Consider the following 24,444-nt stretch of genomic DNA (forward strand, 5'->3'; position numbering starts at 1 on the left):
TTCAGCCTTTCAAGCCGCTTGTACTGATTCCTTGGACGAGATATTTATTGAAGAATAAGAAAATCAAAAAAACCGGCAGCAGAGACAGCGTAGACATCGCAAACATACTGGCGTAAGTCGTGCTAGATCCAGCATCTGCAAATAATTTGATGGCAATCGATACGGTATAAGATCTCGGCTTGTTCAAATAGATCAGCGGTCCCATAAAATCATCCCATTTCCAATAAAACTGGATAATGATCGTGGTGATGATCGAAGGTTTTAGCAAAGGAAAAATAATTTTGGTAAAGACACTATATTTGCTGCATCCGTCAATAATCGCAGATTCATCTAACTCTTTAGGAATGCCGACCATGAATTGCATGATCTGATAAATAAAAAATGCTTGTCCAAAAAAGTGCGGTAAAATCAGCGGCACATATGTACCAACCAAATTTAGCCGATTGTAAATAATAAACTGCGGAATCAAAATCACTTGTGCAGGAATCATCATCGTTACTAACATGACAACGAACCAAAACCTTTTTCCTTTGAAATCGATCCTCGATAATGCGTAAGCAATACAAGTCGAGCTCAGCACTGTCCCAATCGTTGATACTGCAGAAATGACAAACGAATTCTTAAAGAACGTGAAAAATGAGATTCCAGCAAAACCTACCCATCCTTCTGCGTAATTTTCCCATCGAAAAGTTTCTGGAATCAAATTCAGTGAACCACTCAGAATCTCTTGATCCGTTTTAAAAGAACCGGCAATCATCCACAAGACTGGATAAATCATGACTAGACCTAATAGCAAAATAAACCCGTACTGGAACCATTTCATTACTGTTTTATTCATTTTTTCCTCCCCCCGTTCACACAACGACCCATTTTTTTGATGATTTAAAAATCAGAAAGGTGACAGCACCCATGATCAACAGCATGATCCACGAAATAGCACTAGCATACCCCATAGAATTAAAAGAGAATGCTTGGTTATACACATAAAGAGCATAAAAGTTCGTGGCATCATTCGGACCACCTTGGGTAATGATGAACGCTTGCGTGAAAGTCATAAACGCTGCAATCGTCTGCATGACTAAGTTATACAAAATGATTGGCGAAAGAAGAGGTAGCGTGATCTTGTAAAACGACTGCCATTTATTCGCTCCATCGATCTCTGCCGCTTCATAATACGAGGCTGGGATCTCTTTGATACCTGCAGCAAAGATGATCATTGCCGAACCGAATTGCCAAGCAGACATCAAAACAAGAGGGATCATGACCAATTTTTGATCGCCAAACCAAGAAAGTGCTGGTGCGCCTAGGCGTTCTAGAAAAATATTCACTAATCCATTTTTAGAAAATAATTCTCGCCACACTAGAGCAATAGAAATACTGCCGCCAATCAAACTAGGTACATAATACAAAGAACGAAAGAAAGTCGTCCCTTTGATATTTCTCGTTAAAAGATAAGCAATCAATAGACCAAAGATCAGTTTCACAGGCACAGAGGCGAATACATAGAGAAAAGTGACTCGGATGGAGTTCAAAAAACGAGCATCACTTAGCATTTTTATATAATTATCCAAGCCGATCCATGAGACTGGATTCCCCAGACGATAATCGGTAAACGAATAATAAAGAGACAAGATCATCGGTATTACCGTTATCAATAGAAATCCTAGAATAAATGGAGAAGCAAATACGTAACCGACCACGTTATCTTGATTCATGAATCGTTTTAGTTTTTCTTTTTTCATGCTTTCCTCCTGTTACTATTCCAGAACGTTTGAAGCAAACTCATAAAAACTCTCTGCTGCTTCTTCTGCCGTCATTTCTTCATAGATAACTTTTTCTACTAAAAGATTGTATTGATCTTGGATTTCTGGATTTAAAGCGCTATCAAAAACATTTACTTCACCGTTGTCCATATCGGATATCATTTCTAAATAGTCGAATGTCGCTTGTAAAGTTGTATCATCTGTCTGAGCGAGTTGTTCTCGAATATTGGACATGATTGGTACACCGCGTTCTCCTTTTAAAATCTCATTGGCTTCTTCACTGTTTTGGAAGAAATCAATAAATTTAGCCGCTTCTTCTTTGTGTGCTGAATTTTTTGCCATACTCAGCATTTGCGAAGAACGTAATGGAATACCAGATTCTCCATCTGCTTTTCTGCGAGGAGGATTAATCAATCGAATTTCCATATCTTCAGGAGCGCCTGACAAAATTTCTGTCAACTGGTTACTTGATAGAAAAACCATCGCTGCTTCGCTATCTCTAACTGCCTGAAAAGACAGATCTGTCGTACTTGCAGCTCCACCACCCGGTTCTGGATGGGCACCTTTGTCTACCAGATTTTTACGCAGCTGGAAAAAATCTGTTAAATAATCCGGATTTTCGAATCCCAAACTGTTAGATAAATCCTCCTGATTATAAAAATTCAATCCTTTCTCAACTTGCGGTATTTGAATAATACAGCCAGCTATAAAATCTTCGAACCTTGAAATAGCATAAATCCCTAATTCTTCAGTAATTTGATAGCTGATTTGTTCAAATTCTTCCCATGTCCAATTGGAAGCAGGTTCAGGGATACCTAATTGTTCAAATATATTTTTATTGTAAGCAATCGCAAACGAGTTCACCCCGTTGGACAGTCCAACTAATTGCCCGTCGTAAATCGTCGTTGCCAAATAGGATTCATCCGCATTAGAAACATCAATTATCCCTTTTTCCACATATTCATCTAATGGTTCAATCTGATTGATGTATTGAGGAAATTGATTATTTAATTGAAAAATATCCCAGATATCATTTGATGCTGCTAGCGTACCTAATTTTGTGTAATATCCTTCATAATCATAGAATTCATACTCGATCGTCACATGAGGATTTTTTTCTTCGTAAAGCTCGATTACTTTTACCGTTGCATCGTGTCGAACTTGTGAACCCCACCAAGCCATGTTCAACGTAATTTTTTCGTCGTCCTCTTCTTGCCCACAAGCCGTCAAGAATAATAATATAACACTTAATGCTAAGATGATTCTCATTTTTTTCTTCATTTCCTACACCTCTACTTCCATTGACATTTTTCAATATACTGTATTCTTATACAGTATATATTTATAAAATCCTCTTTTTTAAAGGCGAATAAAAACCAAGGCTTGCCTTTTTGTTCTGCCTAGGATGAACAACTCAATACTTTCAAGGAAAATTAGATAGTGCTGATTTTTTTCCATTGCTACAAATGCTTCTTGCTTCAATGATGGGAGGATAATTGCGCAAAGAAAAAGGATATCAGACAACCGTCCAATATCCTTGACATAGCTAAATAAGCGTGCCACTCTGCGTATATTATTCCCTAAAAAATCAGAAAAAATAACTAGTAATTCTGTATGAAATTAGGTACAATATACACGTTGATGCACAAGCATTGACTATGGCAACTTGATTGGTCAGTTCCCGCTGACTTTTCAAGCCCCGGTGATTTAGCTGCTACTAAATTGCCGGGTGCCTTTTTTAGTTTTTATTCGTTTTTCATTCTATAGAAAGCGCTTCAATAAATCAAGACATTTTTTTGTTAGAATGCTAATAATAACAAAAGATTTTAACTATTCTTATGTACATTACAGATAAAAAAACAAAAAAATTTCTCTTTTTTTGAATTCCGAACAAATAGTACTGGAGTACAAAAGACGAGGAAGAGCCACTATCTGCTCTTCCTCGTCTTTTGATTCTCACCTGTTATTCATGATTCTTTTTCTCAGTTTCCCGATATTTTTCCATTTTACGACTAAAAAGCTCTCCGCTACTTGGCGGCGTATACGTGATGGCATTTGCTCCTGCTTGAATGGTCTCAGCAATACTTTCTTCCGTTGGACCGCCTGTCGCAATGATAGGAAGTACAGGATACTTTTTACGAAAATGACGTACTGCTTCTACAGTTTCTTTTCCCGCACTGATATTGATAATCGAAATACCAGCTGCTAACTTTTCATCAATTTCCGTATATTTCGATGTTACCGTACTGATAACTGGGATATCAACTACTCGACAAACTTCTTTCACTGTCTCTAAAGGCGTAGGACCATTCAAAACAACCCCTAAAGAACCTTGCGCTTCTGCAAACATGCTCATGTAAGAAGAACGAGCACCTTGTGTCAATCCGCCTCCTACACCGGAAAAAACTGGAATATCAGCTGCCTCAATGATACTTTTAGTAATTGCTGGATGTGGTGTAAAAGGATACACAGCAATTACTGCATTTGCATTTGTATTTCGTATGATTGCGATATCCGTAGTAAAGATGATCGAACGAATCAATTTTCCAAATATCTTGATCCCGCTTGCTTCTAAAATGATTTCCGGTACTCTTACGATATCTTTTCTCAATTCCGTCATGATTTCCGGCGTAAATTGTTCTGCCATCAGCCACTTCTCCTTTGCTATCTCCGGTCATACTGATTCAACTGGTACGTCTCGATGACCTGGATGATTTTTTGCGCATAACCGGGGTCTGTCGCATAACCTGCCTCTTGCAATGCTTGTGCGGCTTCCTGATAATTGGTGGCCGTAATCACTTTTTCATACAGTGCAGGATTCCAATCTACTCCTTGGACGAACAGTTGTGTATGGTCATCCATGGACTGTTCCCATGAATCATACACTTTGAAGTCTCCTTGGATAGTTATCCATTCTTCATTAACAAATTCCTTTGTTTCCAGGCTTACTTTCTTCTGATCCCCATAAGCCTTGATCCCGAAAAGATTATTGTATTTGCTAGCCAAGGTACTTTTTCCCCAATTCGATTCTAATATAGCTTGTCCTAAAATGATACTAGGAAGCACTCCATAACCATCTTGTAGTTCTTGGGCATGTGGAACAAGCCGTTCAATAAATTGCTGATGGGATTGCGCTTCATTTTCTTGCTGATTATCAGTAAAAGGAGAAGACAGATTCTTCAAGGAAAAAACAAAGGCTAGGAGTATCACTACTACACCGGCAACCACTGCTGGCCAACGGATGTTCTTGCGCTTTTGCTTTTTCCACTTTTTTTTCGCCATGATCAATTCCTACTTTTCATTTAATTCATTCAGATATTCTTCTAGCGTCAATTGGTGTTTGGTGATATACTCAGCATTTTCTTTACCGACATAACGTAAGTGCCAAGGTTCATATGTGATTTTAGTTATATCTTCGCGTCCTTTTGGATAACGAACGATAAATCCATACTGGGCAGCATTATCTGCGATCCATTTAGCTCCAGGCTGATCTCCGTAACTTGCATCCAATACAGTAGAAGGATAACTGTTGTACCAGTTTTGATCGACGACATCGACTGCCAGACCTGTGTGGTGTTCGCTGTATCCTGGCTCCGTAATCGTTTCTTTAGTGATTTTTGTCGCCTCCTCTTCTGATACACCTTGACGACTCATCACATCTTGGACATTTTGTTCGAAAACTTGTTGTTGGGATGATACAGACCGGTAAGCTGAGACCATAACTAACGGAAACCCAGCTGCTTCGGCAGCCTTAGCAAATGCTTCATATTCCGGAGCAATGCGTTTGTCGATCAAATATCCATTACTCAATGATGCCAATTGAGTAGACTCATCGATTTCTTTTTCTAATTTGTGATCTGGACCAACCAAAACTAGTTGCCAATCGTCTGTTTTAACATCTGGCAATTGTTTGGATGTACGATCTTGTGTTTCTTTGTCCTTTGCCTTGCTGCTTGTTGTTTGACTGTTCTTTTCTTTACTAGCAGTTGTTTTGGTGCTTGTTCGTTCGACCGTTTGATTGCCAGCTTGAACATGCGCGTCATCATCGCTAAAAATAACATAGCCCATTGCTGCGATCATAATCACAACTGCTCCAAATCCTAAAAATTTATTCACTTGAAAAATCCTTTCGTTGTTCTTCACGTTCCCCGTTCGTATCATGAACGTAAGTTTCTTCCAGATTTTCATTCACCCAATCAAGAAGTTCGATTTTTTCTCCTTCAATCTGTTTTTGAACATCTGCTGGCAAACGAAAATTCAAAATATCATCATAGCCCCATTCATCATATTGAATACTTACTTTCAAGTCAAGGTATCTACCAGCCTGCTGATTGTTTTTCAAAGGGATCAGCTCGACTTTTGCTGCTTTGCTGCTTAGCCATTTTTGCGCGATACGTGTTTTAATTTGTTTATACTCTGCAACAGCAATATTTCGTTTCTCGGGAAAAATAATCGTTTGACGCAAAATCTTTTGCGTAAGCATCCATTCATAATCAGTGAAAAGATTTTTTACTTTCTGCATCGCTTCAGAAGGCAAATTTTTCTCGCCATCTTTCCATTTTTGCCATTGTTCTGGGCTGATCAGCAAGTATTCATCTAAAAAATTTTTTTCAGTTTCAAACTGTTCCAATAATACACTCATAATAAGATCAATATATACTTGATGCACGTTTATCCCCTCCTTTTAACTATTCTACTTAAGTTTTAGTCAAAAAGCACCTGTTAAATCGCTGCTTTCATTTTTTTTAATGTTTCAAGTCCTCTCCCCTTCATTCTTCGTGATTTTTGTTATAATAATAGACAGAAAAGAATCTCAATCTAACTATGAAGGAGCATTTTCAGATGAAAAAATATCAATGGGGAATCGTGGGTCTCGGTACCATCGCACATGAGTTTGCCGAAAGCTTCAATCAAGAGACAAGTGAACTAACAGCGGTTGCTTCCAGAACTTCAGAAAAAGCGGAAAAATTCGCACACCGTTACAATATTCCAAAAGCTTACGGAAGCTATCAAGAAATGTTAGACGATGCTGAAATCGACATCATATACATTGCTGTACCAAATAAACAGCATATCGACCATATCTTGGCAGCATTGGAAGCAGGCAAACACGTCTTATGCGAAAAAGCTATCACGATGAACAAAAAAGAACTAGCTGACGCTATGCGTTTAGCAGAAGAAAAGAATCTGATTTTAGCAGAAGCCATGACTATCTTCAACATGCCGCTTTATCAGCAATTACGTTCAATAATGGATACAGGAAAACTAGGGGCTTTAAAAATGATCCAAGCACCTTTCGGCAGTTATAAGGAACCAGATCCAGAAAACCGATTCTTCAATCCTGAATTAGCTGGTGGAGCTCTATTGGATATCGGTACGTATGCGGTATCTTTTGCTCGTTTCTTTTTGAGTTCTCAGCCTGAAGTAGTTGCCTCTACAATGGTCCCTTTTGAAACAGGCGTAGACGAGCAATCAGTCACTATTTTGCGCAACAAAGAAAATGAACTTGCTGCTGTCAGCTTGACTTTTCAGGCAAAAATGCCAAAAGTCGGGATCGTTGCCTTTGAAAACGGCTATGTGACGATTGCTGATTATCCTCGTGCGGATCGTGCGGAGATCCTATTTACAGACGGTACGAAGGAATTCATCGAAAGCGGAAGTACTTCTGAAGCCATGAATTACGAAATAAACAATATGGTACACATGATCGAAGGTGACTTGCCAAATCGTTCTCTCTTCTTGACAAAAGATGTCATCGACATCTTGGATCAAATGCAAGTTTTATGGCAAAATATGTAATTTTAAAAGGTCGTGAAAAAGCTGGTCTGCATCAAGTAATAAGAACAGCCAAACGAAAAATAGCTCCTCCTATTTTTCGTTTGGCTGGACTTATTCCAGCAGATGCAAGCTTGTTTACCAAGAGGTTGTGAGCCTGCCGTTCAGCTCCGAGTCACAAGGAGCAATTTCAAAAAACAGCTTCTCATGTTTGTTGAATATTGTGACTTGTGACCGAGGAGTTGGCAGGAGAACACCGTTTAAGGAAGAGGTTGTGAAATCAGCGCTTTGACCTAAGTATTAGCTGAATTCAAAACCTCTATTTTTTGATTTTTTGTTGGGAGAATTCTGCCTTGATTTCAATAAAACTTTTAAAAGACTGCAAAAACTGGAACAATTCTGCTCGGTCCTCGAATTCAGGGCGGCTAGTCGGCAGAGGCATTTGCCGATACAATACATAAACTTCTTCAATACGTGCTAAGATTTGTCTGCCATCATTTGACTCTGAAAATGTTTCTGCCGTATAAATCAATAAACCGTAGATATGTTTTCCATAATAAGCGGGTTGTTGGATCCGCTTTAGATTTTCCAACATGTCTTTAATCACATTGACCTGTGCTCGTCTCATAGAGAAATAAGTTTCATAGTATAGCGGCTGTCTGAGCCAGTAGTTTTCTTGATGTTCTCTGGCATCTTCTTGGCTTTCGCGAATGAATGTCAGCAAATGTTCGCATTTGATCTGCACATCTCCTTTATTTTCCGATAAAAGAAATTCTGCCATTTGTCTCAAGATATTCCGAAATTCTTTTTCGATCTGTATTTGGTTTTCCTTCAGCTGTTTCGTACGATCTGGCATATAGACATTCGCAAGCAAAGCAAATACTAATCCAATCGCCATTAAACCCGCTTCATTGCCGATCAGCTGCCAAGACATGTTTTCCTCCACTAAATAATGAGTGACCAAAACCGAATTTACGACGATTCCTTCAGTTAATTTGAAGCGAGAGGCAAGCGGGATGAACAGGAATAAAAAAAGACTGAAGCCAAAAATAGTATACCCAACAGCAAAAAAACTGAACAGCGCTGTTGCTGTAGCTAGTATAAAGGCTGCGATTCGATTCATCCCTGTACGCAATGTAGAGCGTTTTGTATTTCCCACACTCAATAATGCAATGATTCCTGCTGCTGGCCAATACAACAGCGATAAGCTACCCGCTGTGACCATCGAAAAGAAGACACTGATCACTGTTTTGACTGTTCGCATTCCTATACGCATTTACTTCCCCCTTTTTTTATTTTAATTATACTTGAATAATGAAAAACTAGCTATCAGACAAAAGTTTAGGTATGATAGTAAAAAGACCAAAAAGGAGAATCTCTATGCAATTTGGCCGTTTTCGACTAGGTATGCGTACGATCAAAAGTGCCTTAGCTGTTTTTTTATGTATCTTGTTTTTTCATTTGACTCAACGAGGAATCCCAATGATTGCTGCATTATCTGCTGTTTTTTCTTTGCGTCAGGACTTGACTACAACCGTTTCTTTTGGAAAATCTAGGATCATTGGCAACACATTAGGTGGTACACTAGCTATCATTTATTTTTTTGTCAAAAGCTATTTTCACAATGATTTTTTGGTAGAATTGATCCTGCTTCCTATTCTAGTAATTATTGTAATTGTCGTGTCAGATGGCATCAACAATAATTCTGGCATCATTTCCGCAATCGCTACGTTATTGCTGATTGCATTGAGTATCCCTCAAGGTGAATCTGCTTTGTACGCGATCCAACGAGTACTAGATACTTTTATAGGAACATTCATTGCGATTGGTATCAATTTCTTTCTTCGTCCGCCTGAAACAGAAAAGAAGGAAGAACTATCAGAAGATTTGGTCGAACTCCAAAAGAAAGAACGATTGCTGCGAACAAGTTTACAAGAGATAGAAGCTAAGATCCAAAAACAAAAGAAAAATAGCGAGGACTGATTTTCTTTTGAAATAACATAAAAAATGGAGAGAAGAACTTGAAAAGTCTTCCTCCATTTTTTATTGATCGGTGAAGTGTACTACTTTATTCTTCCTTCATCGCGTGTTGTTCTGCCTCTTTTGGCGCTTCATACATATTTACTTGGCTAGTAGTCCCACGTGTCGACAAATTCTCTACGATTTCCTTCAAGTCAAGTCCTGTTGTCGCTTTTAATGTTTCTTGAGTAGTAGAAAGCAAGTTTGTGGCATAATTTGTCACTCGGTTCGCTCCACTGGTTTCTCCTGAGCTGTTTCCTGTATCGACAACAGAGATTTTTTCGATATTTCCTAGCGGCTGTGCTGCTTCGCGCATCAATTGCGGTAGCATATCGATAACCATACTCAAGACAGCTGCTTCGCCATATTCCTTGAAGGCATTGGCAATTTTTTGTTTTGCTTCGGCTTCTGCTTTTCCTTTTGCTAATGCTGCTTCTGCTTCTGCCTGTCCAGCTAACCTTGTCTTATTGGCTTCTGCTTCTGCTAGTGCTTCCACACGGAAACGTTCGGCTTCGGCTTCGGTCACTTCTTTGACTTTTTGAGCTTGTGCTTCTTGTTCTTTAGCGTAACGATCGGCATCTGCTTTTTTCTTCACTTCCGAATCATATTGCTTTTCTCGACGTGTAATTTCTTTTTCTTCCAATTCGATTTGTTTTTGACGTTCTATGATTTTGATCTGCATTTCTTGTTCGATTACTTGTTGTTGTGCTCTGGCACTTTCCAAGTTGTAGGCTTGGTCTGCTTTCGCTTTAGCAACATCTTGTTCTTGTTTGTAGGTTGCTAGTTTCAATTCTTTTTCTTTCAATGATTCTGCAATTTCTGTTTGTCGTTGTAATTCAGCTGCTTGTGATTCTTTTTCTGCTTGAGCTTTTTTGATACGCGTTTCTTTTAAAGCTTCTGCTTCTGCTATATCTGCATCTCTTTTGACTTGGGCGATTCTTGGTTTCCCTAAAGAGTCGAGATAACCATTTTTGTCTCTGACCTCTTTGATAGTGAAAGAAACAATGATCAATCCCATTTTTGCAAGGTCTACAGAAGCGACTTCTTGTACGCTTTGACTGAACTTATCACGATTTTGGTAGATTTCTTCTACAGTCATAGAACCTAGAATCGAGCGTAAGTGACCTTCCAATACTTCTCTTGCTTCATTCTCCAATTCTTCTCTAGTCTTACCTAAAAACTGTTCTGCTGCTGTAGCAATCTCTTCTACAGAAGAACCAATTTTGATGATCGAAGTACCGTCACACATCACCGGTACACCTTGTTCTGTATACACTTCTGGAGTAGAAACGTCCAATTTGCTGGATAATAGACTGATTCGATTCGAACGTTGGAAAACCGGCAAGACGAACGCTCCGCCTCCTCGCACGATTTTGATTTTGTTGTTACTTTCATCTTTGTGTACATTTTTGCTTCCTAAATAACTTCCACTGATGATCAACGCTTCATCTGGTTTTGCTGTTTGGTACTTCGCTACAAAGACGATCAGTAGCATCAGCAAAATCAACGCTGCGATTGCGATCGCGATAAAAACAATTGGTATTCCCATTTAACATACGCTCCTTTAAGCTTTTATCATGCTTTCATAAGGCATGACATAACAGATTCTTTCCTTGATCTCAATGATCAATACTTTCGTTCCCCGCTCCGCTATCTGTTCTTGGGGGCTGTAGAAACAAGCAGGACGACTGATGGAACCGGTAACACTTTTTAATTGGATTTCTCCCATGCCCCGTACAGGGATTGGTGTGATCACAACAGCTACTTGCCCTTCCAAAGTCTTTTCAGAAGACGACATCGTTGATTCGGCATGTTTCATCGGCATCAATAGATAGAAATTAAGCAAAAATACCAAAACTGTCGATATGGCTCCACTGGCAATAAATAAAAATAAAGAGGATTGATCCGTTAGACGCTCACCAAGAAAACCAAACAAACTTGTAAAAGTTAGCCAGGGTATAATAAGCATTGGATCAAGTGGGCCATCAAAATCGAAGACATCTCCAAAAATAATCAAAAGAACTGCCAACCCCGCACAAATCAGCAATGTATACCAATAAATCGTCTCAAGTGCGATTCCCCCTATCATATACACGCCTCCTTCCATTTCTACGTCTATCATACCAATGTTTGAAAATTCTGTATAGCTTCTTTCACCAATTCAAAGGTATTTATTCATAGAAAGCATCTATTTATCAATGCCAATTTGTTAATTTTTGTTTTTCATGTTAAAATTTTCACAATAAATTCTTTCGAGGTAGCCTATGTTTCCTTTCCTTAAGAAAAACCATTAAAGCTCCAAAATACGATCATTCTTGTCGTTTGTTTCTCCACATTCGTTTCTTTGATTGTTTCTGCCATATTGATTAGGAATTTTATTCTTTCGATGAACCGATCGAGTGTGTCAGATAGAATCTCTAGTATCGCTAAAATCGTTGCCAGCGATAAACTCATCCAAAAAAAGCTTCAGACTGGTGATCCGACACATGTGATTCAAGGAATCACAAATGAAATCATGGTAGCATCGAATTTAGATTTTATTGTTGTCATGGACCCTGAAGACATTCGATATTCTCATGCAGACCCAAGTTACATCGGTCTTCCTTTCTCAAGTCATGAAGATGTGAAAAAAGTGATTGGAGGACAAGAATTTTTCTCTGAAAAAGAAGGAATGTTAGGGTTCGGCTTCCGTTATTTCGTCCCTATTTATTATGATCAAGAGATTATTGGTGCAGTTTGTGTTGGCTTGACGAACAACACGATCGACAATCAGGTCAAAGATGGACAAAAAATGATTGTTTTTTCATTGATCATCGGGCTTATCGTAGGCATCATAGGCGCCGTTTTTCTTGCCCAAAAAATGAAAAAAGTACTGCTTGGACTTGAACCGCAAGAAATAGCGGAACAGTTAAGCGAAAAAACGATTATCGAAAATGAAGTAGATGAAGGAATACTGGCCATCTCTTCTGATAAAACTATCCTCTTGATCAATACACCTGCAAAAAATATTTTCTATCAAACAAAACGGCTGTCGGATTTCGAAGTAGGAAAAAAAATCAGCGATAATCTATATGACGTATTGTTTAAAGAGACAATCGATCATCAAACGACTGTTCGGACTCAATCCATGTATTTAAATGGGATAGAAACTATTTCTAGCGTTACACCTCTTTTTAGCAATGACCGTTTTTTAGGAGCAGTCGCAACTTTACGAAATCGATCAGAAGTAATGAAATTAATGGAGGAGCTCGGAGGGACGAAACAATATATAAACTCTATGAGAGCCCAAACTCATGAATTTATGAATAAACTTCACGTCATTTCTGGCTTGATTGACTTGAAGAAGTATGAAGAAGTCACCCATTTTATCCAACAGCTAAATCAAAATTATAAAAAAGAGATCGGTCAAGTCTCAAATCTGATCAAAGTCCCTGCGATTGCCGGTTTTTTATTAGGCAAAATAAATGAAGCCAAAGAACAATCTGTTGAAATGTTGTTAGAAAGCGATTCTTTTATCCCTAAAATGGAGATGGACGACTCCATCCATTCACTTTTGCAAGTGTTAGGGAACTTACTTGATAATGCTAAAGAAGCCGTACTTCAAATGCCTGAAAGAAACGGACAGGTTCGGCTCCATTTAAACTATGACACAGAAGCGGAAGTATTCATCGTGACCGTCTGCGATGACGGTGTCGGAATATCAGAAGAAATCTCAGAAAAAATATTTACGCTAGGTTTTTCGACGAAAGGAATCAATCGTGGATATGGGTTGAATATCATCCATTCAATTGTCAAACGTCACGGTGGGATCTTAGAATTTTCCAAACAAGCAAATGGCGGTACAATCGTCTATCTAGAATTACCAAAAAAGGAAGATCAAAATGATGACAAATGTCTTAATAATTGAAGATGATCCAATGGTTGCAGAATTGAATCGTACGTTTGTGGAAAGTATACCTAATATGAACGTAATCGAAAGTTTCAGAAATGTAGAAGAAGGAAAAAAATATTTCAGACAAAAAAACGCAGATCTGCTGTTGCTTGATGTATATATGCCTGGCGAAAGTGGTATCCATTTTTTATCTTGGCTGAGACAGCAAGGAAATGATATCCCAGTGATCTTGATAACCGCTGCAGATGATATCGAAACCATAAAAAATGTGATTCGATATGGTGCCTTAGATTATTTGATCAAACCCTTCACTTTGCAACGTTTCCAGTTGGCGATTGAAAAATACCTTGCTTTCTCTCAGACGATCCAAACGACTGAAAAAGCAGATCAGAAATTGATCGATCAAGTATTCAACCATACTACTCCCATTCACGAAGCACCTTCATTCATTGATTTGCCTAAAGGTCTGTCAAAACTGACTTTAAAAAAAATCTGTGCATCTATCCTAAAAGCAGAGACTATTTTTTCAACAAAAGAACTGGCTCAAAAAAGTGCACTTTCACGTATCTCCGTCAAGAAATATTTAAATTTTTTGGTGGAACAAGATATACTGAATGAAAGAATCAGATATTTGGAGATTGGCCGACCACTAATCTGTTATGAATTGACAAAGAAGGGGCGGAAAAAACTCACGGATTATTGTTGAGTCATCGAGTTATCTAATACTAAATAAAGGCTGTGACAAAAGTCTTGTCACAGCCTTTTTTCCGAATAAACGGTGTTCAAAAGCTTGCATCTACGGCACTAATCCCAATCAGATGAAAAATATAGAGTGCTATTTTTATCTGATTGTTCTTACTGCTTGATGCAGAGCAGCTTTTTCACAACCTCTATTTTTAAACATATTAGTATTAGTGATGAGTGCCCATGTTTCCTTACTTTAATTGACGCGCTTTAGGAAGAGATACCTCATTTTTCGTTTTTCCAGTTTCTATTATTTCGTGGAAGTTCTCGAAGCTTGTCGAAATCATATTTGACAATGCCTCATCTGTATTTGAACCTACATGAGGGGTTATAAGAACTCTAGGGTATAATTCTACTAGTTGCTGGATAGCAGGATCTGGAATCGTCTCCCATGGCTTGAAGGATCGGAAAAAGACATCTGTTTCATTTGCAAAAACATCGGTTGCAAAACCAGCTAAATGATTGCTTTTCAAAGCTCTTAAAATAGCTTCATTATCTTGAAGCTCTCCACGAGCTGTATTGATCAAGATACTGCCTCTTTTCATTTGAGCCAAAAATCCTTCATTGATCATTTGATCGTTTTCACCTGGGATGTGAGGTACATGGATACTGACGATATCGCTTTTTGCTAACAATTCTTCGAGTGAGTGAAACGTCAATACTTTTTTAGCAGCTTCTGTCTGATGGATATCATAACCGATTACTTTGGCTCCTAGCCCCTTAAACAAAACCGCTTCCGTCAATCCTATTCTGCCTGTTCCTATGATACCTACTGTGCAATTTCTGATTTCACGGCTAAACATTTGTTCATCTACTCGAAAATCTTTGAAAGATGTTCGGATCGTCGTATACGCTGTATTTCTCAAAAGCATCATGGCAAAAGTCAAAGATAATTCTGCTATAGCATTTGGCGAATATGATGGTACACGGGCTACTGTCATACCAAAATCAGCTGCCGTTTGTAGATTGATATGATTGACTCCCACAGTTCGGGTAAAAACATAGCGAATCCCATATTTCTGCATTTTTGCAAGATTGATCGCATCTGCTATACAATTTCCTCTCAGCAGTACAGCGTCATGGGCCTTAGCTGATTCAATATTGTCATGCGTCAGTAGTTCTTCATAAAGACTCAGTTCATAATGGTAAACATTCAATTGCTCAAAAAAATCGATCTCATTCGGACGAACACCATAACATGCGATTCTCATACTTTCCTCCTCCATTTCCTATTAAAACAAACCTATGCCGTGAATCATTTGCAATACAACGATCCATACAGGTGTCAGTACTACAGCAAAAATAGTTGACAGTAAGGATGCATTAGAGGCTAAAAGTGCCTCCCTATCAAAACTGATAGCATAGGCTGCTGCCACAGTTGCGGCTGGTGTAGCCATCATAATAACAATCGTTGCCAGTGCTTCAAAATTGACCGGTAGAATATTTGTTGCCGTCAAAACTGCTAAAATCACGATATTCAACGCAGGTACAAATACCACTTTGACTAAACTGTAATACCATGATGTTTTTTCAGAAGCAGCTTTTTTGAAACTTACTTCACCTAATGTTGCGCCGATTGCTAGCCATGCCAATGGCGAACTTAAACCAGCTAAATAATCCATTGGCTGAAATAGCCAAGGTGCTGTCTGGTCAATTCGCAAAAACGCTACTTGGCTTATCTCTCCTTCTGCACCTGTGATTGACACTTGTGGAAGATATCCTTGGAAAAGCCAAATGAAAAGGCCGGCAAAAGTAGCGATGATGATTGGATTAACGAACATCGCTTTGATATTTTTGGCTTCCATCTTCAAGCCACTCATTTTTATGTATCCATAAGAATACAAAAAGATCCGATAACCAATGTTGAAAATTGAGGAATACATCACGCCGACCGGTCCATAAATCGCACTGACGATTGGTGTCCCGAAAAAGGTCGTAGAACCAAAGATTGTCAGGACACGCAACGTTGATTGCTTATCCCCTTTATAACTTAAGAAAAAAGGTCTTGAAACTAGAATAAGAATAATATAAATAACTAACCCCCAAATCAACACATTAATTCCTTGCATCAAGAGTTCTGTATTGATATCTTGCATGAAAGCTCGAAATGCAAGTGCTGGTAGAGCCACTGTTAAGACAACTTTCGATAGGATTTTTCCAACAGATCCAGAAAAAATTTCCTTTTTTCTACAAATAAACCCTAATAATATAATAAAAACTGTTGAAGTAATTGCACTAACAATCGACATATCCGTCAAAGTCGATCGGAAAATATCAAATAAGTTCATCTTTCCCCTCCTATTTTTGTTCATTTTTTCACAATAAAAAATGCTTTTATTTAGCTAATACGTATTAACATTTTTTATTTTATCTTTATATTGTTAACTATTGAACAATAAGGAATTAAAGAAACTTTTGAAACTTATGTAAAGTGATATTCATTAGAACACAAAAAAACCTTAAAACCAAACTTGAGAAGTTTCGTTTTAAGGTTATCTTGGATTATATTATGCGTGGAAGCGTTCCACACCATCTAGATAAGTTGCTTCCAATGTCATATCAGGGTTCAATACGATAAAGTCTGCGTCGCGTCCTTGAGCGATTTTTCCACATGTGTCATCGATTTTACAGCTGATTGCTGGAATCAGACTAGCCATCATGACTGCTTGCTCTGGTGTTGCAAGTCCCCAATCCACGACATTCTTAATTGCTTCTTTCAATTTCAAGATACTTCCAGCTAAGTTGCCAGATTCCAAACGTGCCGTTCCTTCTTTTACTACTACCGGAAATTCACCTAAATTGTAATTTCCATCAGGCATCCCACCGGCCATCATACAGTCTGTAATTAAAGCAACATGCTCATGTCCTGCTTTTTCCATTAGGATTCCTGCCGCATTTGGATGTACATGATGTCCGTCACAAATCAATTCAGAAAAGACATGTTCTAAAGATAATAACGCACCTACCATACCTGGTTCGCGATGATTCAATCCGCGCATCCCATTGAAAGCATGGACAAACACGCTGGCACCTGCTTCAACAGCTTTTTGCGCTTCTTCTAGCGTAGCGTTACTGTGCCCTAGAGAAACAACTACTCCTTCTTCAGTCACTTGTTTGACAAACTCTTCTACACCTTGACGTTCCGGTGCTAAAGCAATTTTTTTGATCAAACCGCCTGAAGCTTCTTGCCATTCATGGAAAGTATCCAAATCAGGATCACCGAAATAACTTGGGTTTTGTGCCCCTTTGTGTTCTTCTGTGAAGAAAGGACCTTCAAAATAGATTCCTTTGATTTTAGCTCCTGGTGCTTCCTGATACATTTTGCCGATTGTCTCAGCTACATCTTTTAAACGTTCTTTGCTTGACGTCAATGTTGTTGGTAAAAATGAAGTCACTCCACAAGATAATAGACCTTCAGACATCACTTTGATACCTTCTGCATCGTTGTCCATTACATCATGATTCATATAGCCGTGAATATGTGTATCTACCAAACCAGGAGCAATCCATTTGCCGCTTTGGTCAATGATGTTGACTTCTCCCTCAGGTAGTTCTTTGGTGTATTCACCAAAAAGCCCATCGGTAATTTCAAGATAGCCTGCATTTTTGACGCCTGACGCTAAAAAGAATTTGTCAGCATAGATAAAAGTTCTCATTCTATTCTCTCCCTTTGTTTTTCTACCTCTAAAGTACTCTTATTTAGAGAAGAAGTCAAGAATGGTCTACACCATTTATAGATTTTTTGAAATTTGTTTCACAGCTTGTGCCAATCCTTCATAAAATGCTGCTCTTTCTGGTTCTTCTTTACGCTTGTATATCAAGCTCTTAAGCACAAATAAATCATTGAGATAATAGTAACTATTTTTCTCTTGAGCCCAATAGATTCCTTGGTTCACCTGCTCTAGTGCTTCGTCAATTTCATTTTGATGGAATAAGAAATTTCCATAATTATAAAAAATTTGCGAAAATTCACTTTTTGATCGTTCATCAGCTGATTGATGCAGCAGTTGGATGCTTCGACTCAAATAGTAGCGGGCTTCAGCAGTTTTTCCTGCCACACCATATATTTTTCCGATACAACTAATCAGTTGTATTTCTGTGTCAGAAACATGGATTCTTTCTTTTTGGCTAGAGTAGCTTAATGCTTCTTTTAAATAATAAAGAGACTGAGAAATATTTTGACGCAACGTGAATTCACAAACACCGAGATAATAATAATATCGTTGAAAGTCAGTTGCTTGATACAGATTCTCAGAAATATCAGAAGATTTTAGTACTTGTTCTAACTTGCGATAATCACGTTTTTGGAAACAACTATCCAACAGTTCAAATAATTTATCGTTTGTCCGAGTAGTTTTTCGAGAGAGATTCATCACATGATCAATCGTTACTCCTAGCCGTTGACAAATCTGCATCATCACCAATACATTTGGCAGTTCCTCATTATTTTCGATCCGGCTTAGTACACTTTGTGAACAAATATCTTGCGAAAGCATCTTTTGCGTCATTTTTTGTTCTTTTCGAATCTCTTTAATGATCGTGCCAAAGGACTCGATTAACGTTTCCATAAGTATCCTCCCCAAAATATGCGTATTCGCATTCTATCCGTATTTTACTTTAGGAAGTCGCAAACTTCAAGAAAAGACTTGCAACTAAATAATATGACTTTAGTTATTTAAGAGATCTCCATTAGAAAGAGAGCCTCAGTATATTTGTCTGTGGCTCTCTTTCTGGAAAATTTGCTTTTTTTAAAGTCACTTTTGTCGATATGTCGCTAAAAATTCTCTCATTTTCTTAGCCGTTTGTTTCAAATCATCCATTTTAGGAAGATAGACGATCCGAAAATGATCTGGTTGGTTCCAATTGAATCCGCCACCGTGCACGAGCAGAATATGATGTTCATGTAAAAAGTCCAAGACGAATTTTTCATCATCCAAAATATTGAATCGTTTTGTATCGATTTTAGGGAATATATAAAAAGCAGCTTTTGGTTTTACAGCTGAAAGACCAGGAATATCATTGATTGCATTATAGATATATTCTCTTTGCTCATAGATCCTTCCGCCTGGCAGGAGCAGCTCATCAACACTTTGATAACCGCCCAGCGCCGTTTGGATGATTTGCTGAGACAAGACGTTAGAACACAAACGCATGGAAGACAACATATTCAGCCCTTCTATATAGCCTTTGACGTGTGATTTATCTCCGCTTAGGACCATCCAGCCGACTCGAAAGCCTGCCACACGATGAGACTTAGATAGACCATTCAGCGTAATAACGAACAAATCAGGCGCTAATGTAGCAATCGGAATATGTTCTAGGCCATCCATCACTAAGCGGTCATAGATTTCATCAGAATAAATAATCAGGTTGTTTTGTCGGGCTACTTCAACTATTTCTTCTAATAATTCTTTTGAATAAAGTGCCCCAGTAGGATTATTAGGATTGATGATGACGATCGCTTTTGTCCGACTCGTTATTTTTGATTTGATATCATCAATATCAGGATACCATTCTGCCTCTTCATCGCAAATATAATGAACAGGTGTACCTCCAGCTAAAGCAATCGAGGCAGTCCACAACGGATAGTCTGGCATTGGAACCAGTACTTCATCTCCATTATCTAGCAACCCTTGCATACACATCGTGATCAGTTCGCTGACTCCGTTTCCGGTATAGATATCATTGATCGTCACATTCGGAAAATGTTTCAGTTGGCAATATTGCTCAATTGCTTTTCTAGCAGAAAAAATTCCCTTGGAGTCTGAGTAGCCTTCCGAATCACGAGCATTCATGATCAAATCACGAATGACTTCGTTTGGTGCCTCGAATCCAAAAGGTGCGGGATTTCCTGTATTCAATTTTAAAATACTGATGCCCACTTCTTGCATACGCTCTGCTTCTTCTAGAACAGGACCGCGAACGTCGTAACTAACACCTTCTAATTTGTTGGATTTTTCAAATTCTCTCATCACTTAGCCAATCCCTCATTTCAAAAAGTTAGAACTTTCCAAATTTTTTGTTATTTACTATTTCAATATCATACTCCATCCTAGAAAAATTTGCCACTTATTTAGGAAAAACATAAGTATCGAAAAAAACGCAGAGAAGCGCTGAGAACTTACTGGTCATGATAGTCATTCCATAGATTTGCTGCCCAATCCATTGCAATCCCACAAATAATTCCCAGCATCAACCCAAATAGAAAACGGCCAAATGCAAGGCCAATCAATATGCCTAGGATCATCCCCAGTCCTGAAAATTCTCCGTCATATTTCTCCATCTTCATAAGACCTCCCACTTTTTGAGCTTGACAACTATGTAAAACCCCGCTATCATTATTGTGTTATTATTTATGCAGACGTGATGGAACGGCAGACATGCAAGATTGAGGGTCTTGTGAGCGTACGCTCGTGTGGGTTCAAATCCCATCGTCTGCATTTTTCTTTCAAAACAAGCGGCTAGGACATTTTTGTCTCAGCCGCTTTTCTTTTTCTCGTTCATTCTTTCATCTTATTGGACCTTTTTTCTTGGGTATAGACTTTTCTCATATTCTACCACAATTTTTGGTTTTCCTAACACATGATAAGATCTCACAACGAATTGCTTTCTATTATTGTAATATCCTGTAACAACTAGTTTCATCCCTTCGTCTACTTCAGCTAGGAAGTTCAAACTATGGGAAGCAATCAAACAATTGACCTCATTTAAGCTAAAACGAATCAGTGGTCTGGCGCTGACCTGCAACGTACGGATTTTATCTACTGTTCCATATTTTTTCTCCATTGCCTTCACCTCATCACCATTATACGAACATACATTCCTTTTTGTAAAGAGGAAACACTTTTTATCTTGTAATTTTTTGTCCAGCTATTTTTCTTAAAGAACATATAACTTTTCTTACAACGATGAAGGACCACTTATTAACAAAAAAGCGGCAACAGCATAAATTGCTGTCGCCGCATTGCTGATCAAGGGTTACTTATCATAAAAGATTATTTACTCAAATGTTCTTCAACGATTTGTTGAGATTTATCAGCTGTATCTTCCACTTCGCCTTTTGCTTTTTCTAACTTTTGAATATATTGTTTCAAACTTGTGTTTTCAGCAGTTGCTTCGTCTAATTTTTTTTGCGTATCTGCTAACTGAGTTTCTAAATTTTCTTTTTCTTGTGTCAGTGTTGCGATTTTTTGGTTCAAACCATTTACAGTATTTTGTAATTCTGAAAGTTTTGCTTGTGCTTCTTGTAGTCTTGCAGTCCAATTTGCATTCAATCGATTGATTTCATCATTTTTTTGGTTGATTTCGTCTAGTTTCGCATTGATTTCATTTTGTTTGCTTTGTAGTTGTGCATCCTTGCTGACTAATTGGCTTTCTAAGTTTTGTTTTTCTGCTGCCAATTGATTTTTTTGGTTTTCTAATTCATTTACTTTTGCTTGGTATTCTTGGACATCTGCCTTTGAATCTTGCAATGTCTGTTCTTTTTGTGCTAGTTGTGCGGTAAGATCTGTAATCGTTTGCTCTTTATCTGTCAACGTATGGTCAAGCTGTGTCAGATTCTCATTGATTGTATCGATATCTGTCTCTCCACCCCACAAAATAATTTCATTTGCGTAACGCGTGCCTGTAAAGCCAATTAGACATAAAAATGCAACCACGATCCCACCAACAATAATTTTCTTTTTCATTATGTAGCTCCTTCATTTAATCTTTTTACACACTAAAAGTAAGTGATTTCACATGCAATGTCAAGCACTTTTAAATTACGATTGTAATTTTAATAGAAACGCTATTAAATTCTCATTTAATCTTCCTTTTTTATGTATCTGAAAAAACTTTTCATAGAGAAAAATATACCTTAACACTTTCTTAAATATAGATGTATGGTAAAAATAAATGAAAAAAACTAGTTTTTCTTAAACGTAATCCTTTTCATTTCATAAATTACTGTGTTTATTACAAAAAACGAGGATTTGTCATAAATTGTCATGCTTCTTTTACCTATGAAATATTTTCACGTGTTAAAGTATTCCTCGTTGAACACAACAAATAAAACTTTTTAACGAATAAAGGAGATTTTTCATGACATCACTTAAAACTTTACTTTTTGGAACAACTTTGGCTGCCGGTGCTGCATTCTTCATGGGAACGACTGCTCATGCGGACGAAGCTTATACCGTTCAATCAGGTGATACTCTATCAACGATTTCTCAAAAATACGTTGGTGACAACTCCTTGATCAATGCCATTGCAGAATCAAATTCAATTTCTGACATTAACCTGATCTACTCAGGACAACAATTAACGATTCCAACAGAAGGCTCTACACAAGCAGCTGCTGAACCTCAAGCAGCCGTTCAAGAAGCACCAGTCCAAGCTGAACCTGTTCAAGCTGAACAACCTGTTGTACAAGAAACGGTTCAAACGGAAACACAAGCAGCCCCTGTTGCTGAAACACAATCTGCTACAACAGAAACAACGGCAACAAGCACGAATGCTGCAAAAGAATGGATCGCACAAAAAGAATCAAGCGGTTCTTACACAGCAACGAACGGACGTTACATCGGACGTTACCAATTAGATTCTTCTTACTTGAATGGTGATTACTCTGCTGCGAACCAAGAAAAAGTGGCAGAACAATATGTTGCTTCACGTTATGGTTCTTGGGAAGCTGCGAAAGCATTCTGGGAAGCAAACGGTTGGTACTAAGATTCATTTATTAATCGAACGGTTTACTTTTATACAAAGAAAGCCAAAAGAGGTGCGACACTAGTTGTGTCACACCTCTTTTTTTATTTACCTAATCTAATGAAACGTTCCAAGTTTTGATAAGTATTTTTCTTAACTTCTTCAACTGATAGCTCTTTGATTTCAGCGATTGTCTTTAACTGTTCTTCAAGCAGTGAGACATAATCTTTTTCTGAAAAATTATCCCCTAACGCCCACTCTGCTGCATGTAGTCCATCCGTTTCAATAAGTAAGTGATCGATTGGGACTGTTTTAGCTAGTTGCCAGACTGCTGGGTTCTTTTTCAAATCAAGACCAATGCTGAAATAACAGCCTAAATCAATATAGTCTTGTTGATAGTCCAAAGAAGAATACCAATGAATCAAATAGTGATTAGGGTAAGCTTGGATATAGCTTAAGATCTCTTTTTCGCATCCTTTTGTATGCAGTACAACAGGTTTCTTATTTATGGCTGCAAAAGCAAGCTGTTGCTCAAACACCCTTTTTTGTGTAGACAGTGGCACATTCGTCCAGATATTGTCTAACCCTATTTCACCGATGATCCTTGCTTTCTTCAAAAAAAGCTCAACATGTGCAAACGTATAGCTATCCGCTTTCCAAGGGTGGATACCGTAACTTAAGACTTGATTCTTGCTTGTTGCAAGCCGTCTGTTTTTCTCCCATTCTTCTGGCGAATCACAATTAATGATCGTCAAAATCGTGTGTTCCTGCTGAAGAAGTGCTAAACTCTGACTCCCATCTAAATGACAATGAGCATCACTTAACATCTCATTCACCTGCCAATAACTGATAAATCGTTTGCTTCAACTCTGATTGCTGCAGTAGCCATTCACGTGACCGTCGTTTTTCAGGCACTTGAATCTCAGCAATCACATGTGCCGGACGGGTGGAAAGCACAAGGATCCTGTCTGATAAATAAATTGCTTCTTCAATATCATGTGTCACGAGCAAAGTAGTTCGCTTTGCTTTTTTAGGCAGTTTCAGCATCCAGTCTTGCATCTGCCCTCTGGTCATAGCATCTAACGCTCCAAATGGTTCATCAAGAAGCAAGTAAGAAGAAGGATTCATGATTGTTCGTAACAAGGCCGTTCGCTGCTTCATCCCGCCAGATAATTGTTCCGGCAAAAAATGTTCATAGCCGTTTAACCCAAAGATATCCAGATAATCCCTTATTTGTTCTTCATTGATTGCTAGATGATTGATTTTTTGATATAACGTAACGTTTTGATAGACGCTCAGCCAAGGAAGTAACATATCTTCTTGCGGCATATAACTAAATGCTGTATGGAGACCAGTTACTTTTTGATCGTCTACTTTGATCGTTCCAGAAGTCATAGGCTGGACTCCTGTTAAAGTTTTCAGCAATGTTGACTTACCGGCTCCGCTTGGCGCGACAATCGATGTAAAAGTATCTTTAGGGATAGTGAAATGGATGTCTTCTAATATTTTCAGGTTTTCAATGACTACATTCAAGTGGCTGATTTGGATTGACACATCTATCAC

The 24,444-nt window shown here is 38.2% G+C and carries 26 protein-coding genes, 1 tRNA gene and 1 pseudogene; 8 read left to right on the forward strand and 20 right to left on the reverse strand.

Features of this window, described 5'->3' with window-relative positions; genetic code table 11:
* Position 1 precedes the first annotated feature (1 nt).
* The 7 genes from FTX43_RS11995 to FTX43_RS12030 all read right to left on the reverse strand — a co-directional run bounded on the left by FTX43_RS11995 (position 2) and on the right by FTX43_RS12030 (position 6,432).
* The gene (locus tag FTX43_RS11995) at positions 2-838 is read right to left on the reverse strand and encodes a carbohydrate ABC transporter permease (RefSeq protein ID WP_073490709.1); all 837 of its coding nucleotides are present in this window, start codon (positions 836-838) and stop codon (positions 2-4) included.
* A gap of 16 nt (positions 839-854) precedes the next feature.
* The gene (locus tag FTX43_RS12000) at positions 855-1,742 is read right to left on the reverse strand and encodes a carbohydrate ABC transporter permease (protein WP_002313850.1); all 888 of its coding nucleotides are present in this window, start codon (positions 1,740-1,742) and stop codon (positions 855-857) included.
* Positions 1,743-1,757: 15 nt separating this feature from the next.
* Positions 1,758-3,044, reverse strand: coding sequence for an ABC transporter substrate-binding protein (locus FTX43_RS12005; RefSeq protein ID WP_002309499.1), 1,287 nt, complete (start codon positions 3,042-3,044; stop codon positions 1,758-1,760).
* A gap of 682 nt (positions 3,045-3,726) precedes the next feature.
* On the reverse strand, positions 3,727-4,410 hold the full coding sequence (locus FTX43_RS12015) for a hydrolase (protein ID WP_073490710.1): 684 nt from the start codon (positions 4,408-4,410) through the stop codon (positions 3,727-3,729).
* A 17-nt stretch (positions 4,411-4,427) separates the two neighbouring features.
* The gene (locus FTX43_RS12020) at positions 4,428-5,045 is read right to left on the reverse strand and encodes a glycoside hydrolase family 73 protein (RefSeq protein WP_002309502.1); all 618 of its coding nucleotides are present in this window, start codon (positions 5,043-5,045) and stop codon (positions 4,428-4,430) included.
* 9 nt (positions 5,046-5,054) lie between these two features.
* Entirely contained in the window at positions 5,055-5,879 is an 825-nt protein-coding gene (locus FTX43_RS12025; RefSeq protein ID WP_002344160.1) for a D-alanyl-D-alanine carboxypeptidase family protein, read from the reverse strand.
* Positions 5,872-6,432 (reverse strand): hypothetical protein, encoded by a 561-nt coding sequence (locus FTX43_RS12030; RefSeq protein ID WP_002293272.1) that lies wholly within the window; start codon positions 6,430-6,432, stop codon positions 5,872-5,874. The genes FTX43_RS12025 and FTX43_RS12030 overlap by 8 nt, the downstream gene beginning before the upstream one ends.
* Positions 6,433-6,605: 173 nt before the next feature.
* Here FTX43_RS12030 and FTX43_RS12035 point away from each other — a divergent pair, with 173 nt between their 5' ends.
* Complete coding sequence (locus FTX43_RS12035) at positions 6,606-7,562, forward strand: Gfo/Idh/MocA family protein (protein WP_002319932.1); 957 nt, start codon at positions 6,606-6,608, stop codon at positions 7,560-7,562.
* A complete protein-coding gene (locus tag FTX43_RS14985; protein WP_171847347.1) occupies positions 7,547-7,693 on the forward strand; it encodes a hypothetical protein in 147 nt (48 codons plus the stop codon). The genes FTX43_RS12035 and FTX43_RS14985 overlap by 16 nt, the downstream gene beginning before the upstream one ends.
* Before the next feature lie 164 nt (positions 7,694-7,857).
* Here the strand turns inward: FTX43_RS14985 and FTX43_RS12040 are convergent, their stop codons facing one another.
* Positions 7,858-8,814: an aromatic acid exporter family protein gene (locus FTX43_RS12040; RefSeq protein ID WP_002313853.1), complete on the reverse strand. Its 957-nt coding sequence runs from the start codon at positions 8,812-8,814 to the stop codon at positions 7,858-7,860.
* A gap of 104 nt (positions 8,815-8,918) precedes the next feature.
* Between FTX43_RS12040 and FTX43_RS12045 the strand changes: the two genes are divergently transcribed.
* Complete coding sequence (locus FTX43_RS12045; protein ID WP_002292924.1) at positions 8,919-9,521, forward strand: aromatic acid exporter family protein; 603 nt, start codon at positions 8,919-8,921, stop codon at positions 9,519-9,521.
* An 85-nt stretch (positions 9,522-9,606) separates the two neighbouring features.
* Here FTX43_RS12045 and FTX43_RS12050 read toward each other — a convergent pair whose 3' ends face one another.
* Positions 9,607-11,106 carry a flotillin family protein gene (locus FTX43_RS12050; RefSeq protein ID WP_002309508.1) on the reverse strand — a complete coding sequence of 500 codons (1,500 nt, stop codon included), beginning with the start codon at positions 11,104-11,106 and terminating at the stop codon, positions 9,607-9,609.
* 15 nt (positions 11,107-11,121) lie between these two features.
* Positions 11,122-11,646: an NfeD family protein gene (locus FTX43_RS12055; RefSeq protein ID WP_002292922.1), complete on the reverse strand. Its 525-nt coding sequence runs from the start codon at positions 11,644-11,646 to the stop codon at positions 11,122-11,124.
* Between the two features lie 297 nt (positions 11,647-11,943).
* Here FTX43_RS12055 and FTX43_RS15445 point away from each other — a divergent pair.
* The 3 genes and pseudogenes from FTX43_RS15445 to FTX43_RS12065 form a co-directional block, all read left to right on the forward strand.
* Positions 11,944-12,279: pseudogene (locus tag FTX43_RS15445) on the forward strand (histidine kinase); the annotation flags it as partial.
* Between the two features lie 405 nt (positions 12,280-12,684).
* Positions 12,685-13,464, forward strand: coding sequence for a sensor histidine kinase (locus FTX43_RS15450; protein ID WP_065763807.1), 780 nt, complete (start codon positions 12,685-12,687; stop codon positions 13,462-13,464).
* On the forward strand, positions 13,439-14,155 hold the full coding sequence (locus tag FTX43_RS12065; protein WP_086307336.1) for a response regulator: 717 nt from the start codon (positions 13,439-13,441) through the stop codon (positions 14,153-14,155). Before FTX43_RS15450 ends, FTX43_RS12065 begins: the two co-directional genes overlap by 26 nt.
* A gap of 229 nt (positions 14,156-14,384) precedes the next feature.
* On the opposite strand, the gene FTX43_RS12070 is transcribed toward FTX43_RS12065, so the two are convergent.
* The 6 genes from FTX43_RS12070 to FTX43_RS14990 form a co-directional block, all read right to left on the reverse strand.
* Positions 14,385-15,404 (reverse strand): 2-hydroxyacid dehydrogenase, encoded by a 1,020-nt coding sequence (locus FTX43_RS12070; protein ID WP_147607086.1) that lies wholly within the window; start codon positions 15,402-15,404, stop codon positions 14,385-14,387.
* A gap of 21 nt (positions 15,405-15,425) precedes the next feature.
* The gene (locus tag FTX43_RS12075; RefSeq protein WP_086307342.1) at positions 15,426-16,481 is read right to left on the reverse strand and encodes an AEC family transporter; all 1,056 of its coding nucleotides are present in this window, start codon (positions 16,479-16,481) and stop codon (positions 15,426-15,428) included.
* 219 nt (positions 16,482-16,700) lie between these two features.
* Positions 16,701-17,849, reverse strand: coding sequence for an N-acetylglucosamine-6-phosphate deacetylase (nagA, locus tag FTX43_RS12080; RefSeq protein WP_002292705.1), 1,149 nt, complete (start codon positions 17,847-17,849; stop codon positions 16,701-16,703).
* 75 nt (positions 17,850-17,924) lie between these two features.
* Positions 17,925-18,761, reverse strand: coding sequence for a helix-turn-helix domain-containing protein (locus FTX43_RS12085; protein ID WP_002292704.1), 837 nt, complete (start codon positions 18,759-18,761; stop codon positions 17,925-17,927).
* 186 nt (positions 18,762-18,947) lie between these two features.
* Positions 18,948-20,165: a pyridoxal phosphate-dependent aminotransferase gene (locus FTX43_RS12090; RefSeq protein WP_147607140.1), complete on the reverse strand. Its 1,218-nt coding sequence runs from the start codon at positions 20,163-20,165 to the stop codon at positions 18,948-18,950.
* A gap of 149 nt (positions 20,166-20,314) precedes the next feature.
* Positions 20,315-20,476 (reverse strand): hypothetical protein, encoded by a 162-nt coding sequence (locus FTX43_RS14990; RefSeq protein ID WP_002335007.1) that lies wholly within the window; start codon positions 20,474-20,476, stop codon positions 20,315-20,317.
* 74 nt (positions 20,477-20,550) lie between these two features.
* Between FTX43_RS14990 and FTX43_RS12095 the strand changes: the two genes are divergently transcribed.
* A tRNA-Leu gene (locus FTX43_RS12095) sits at positions 20,551-20,633 on the forward strand.
* 73 nt (positions 20,634-20,706) lie between these two features.
* On the opposite strand, the gene FTX43_RS12105 is transcribed toward FTX43_RS12095, so the two are convergent.
* Both FTX43_RS12105 and FTX43_RS12110 read right to left on the reverse strand, forming a co-directional pair.
* A complete protein-coding gene (locus tag FTX43_RS12105; RefSeq protein WP_002313858.1) occupies positions 20,707-20,979 on the reverse strand; it encodes a hypothetical protein in 273 nt (90 codons plus the stop codon).
* Positions 20,980-21,188: 209 nt separating this feature from the next.
* Positions 21,189-21,881: a hypothetical protein gene (locus tag FTX43_RS12110; protein ID WP_002309519.1), complete on the reverse strand. Its 693-nt coding sequence runs from the start codon at positions 21,879-21,881 to the stop codon at positions 21,189-21,191.
* Positions 21,882-22,275: 394 nt separating this feature from the next.
* Between FTX43_RS12110 and FTX43_RS12115 the strand changes: the two genes are divergently transcribed.
* The gene (locus FTX43_RS12115) at positions 22,276-22,902 is read left to right on the forward strand and encodes a LysM peptidoglycan-binding domain-containing protein (protein ID WP_002310878.1); all 627 of its coding nucleotides are present in this window, start codon (positions 22,276-22,278) and stop codon (positions 22,900-22,902) included.
* An 83-nt stretch (positions 22,903-22,985) separates the two neighbouring features.
* On the opposite strand, the gene FTX43_RS12120 is transcribed toward FTX43_RS12115, so the two are convergent.
* Together FTX43_RS12120 and FTX43_RS12125 are read right to left on the reverse strand one after the other, a co-directional pair.
* Positions 22,986-23,708 carry a TatD family hydrolase gene (locus tag FTX43_RS12120; protein ID WP_002319981.1) on the reverse strand — a complete coding sequence of 241 codons (723 nt, stop codon included), beginning with the start codon at positions 23,706-23,708 and terminating at the stop codon, positions 22,986-22,988.
* 1 nt (position 23,709) lies between these two features.
* Positions 23,710-24,435, reverse strand: coding sequence for an ABC transporter ATP-binding protein (locus FTX43_RS12125; protein ID WP_002344152.1), 726 nt, complete (start codon positions 24,433-24,435; stop codon positions 23,710-23,712).
* Positions 24,436-24,444 lie beyond the last annotated feature (9 nt).

It is taken from the genome of Enterococcus sp. DA9, assembly GCF_008000875.1.
GTDB lineage: Bacteria > Bacillota > Bacilli > Lactobacillales > Enterococcaceae > Enterococcus_B > Enterococcus_B lactis.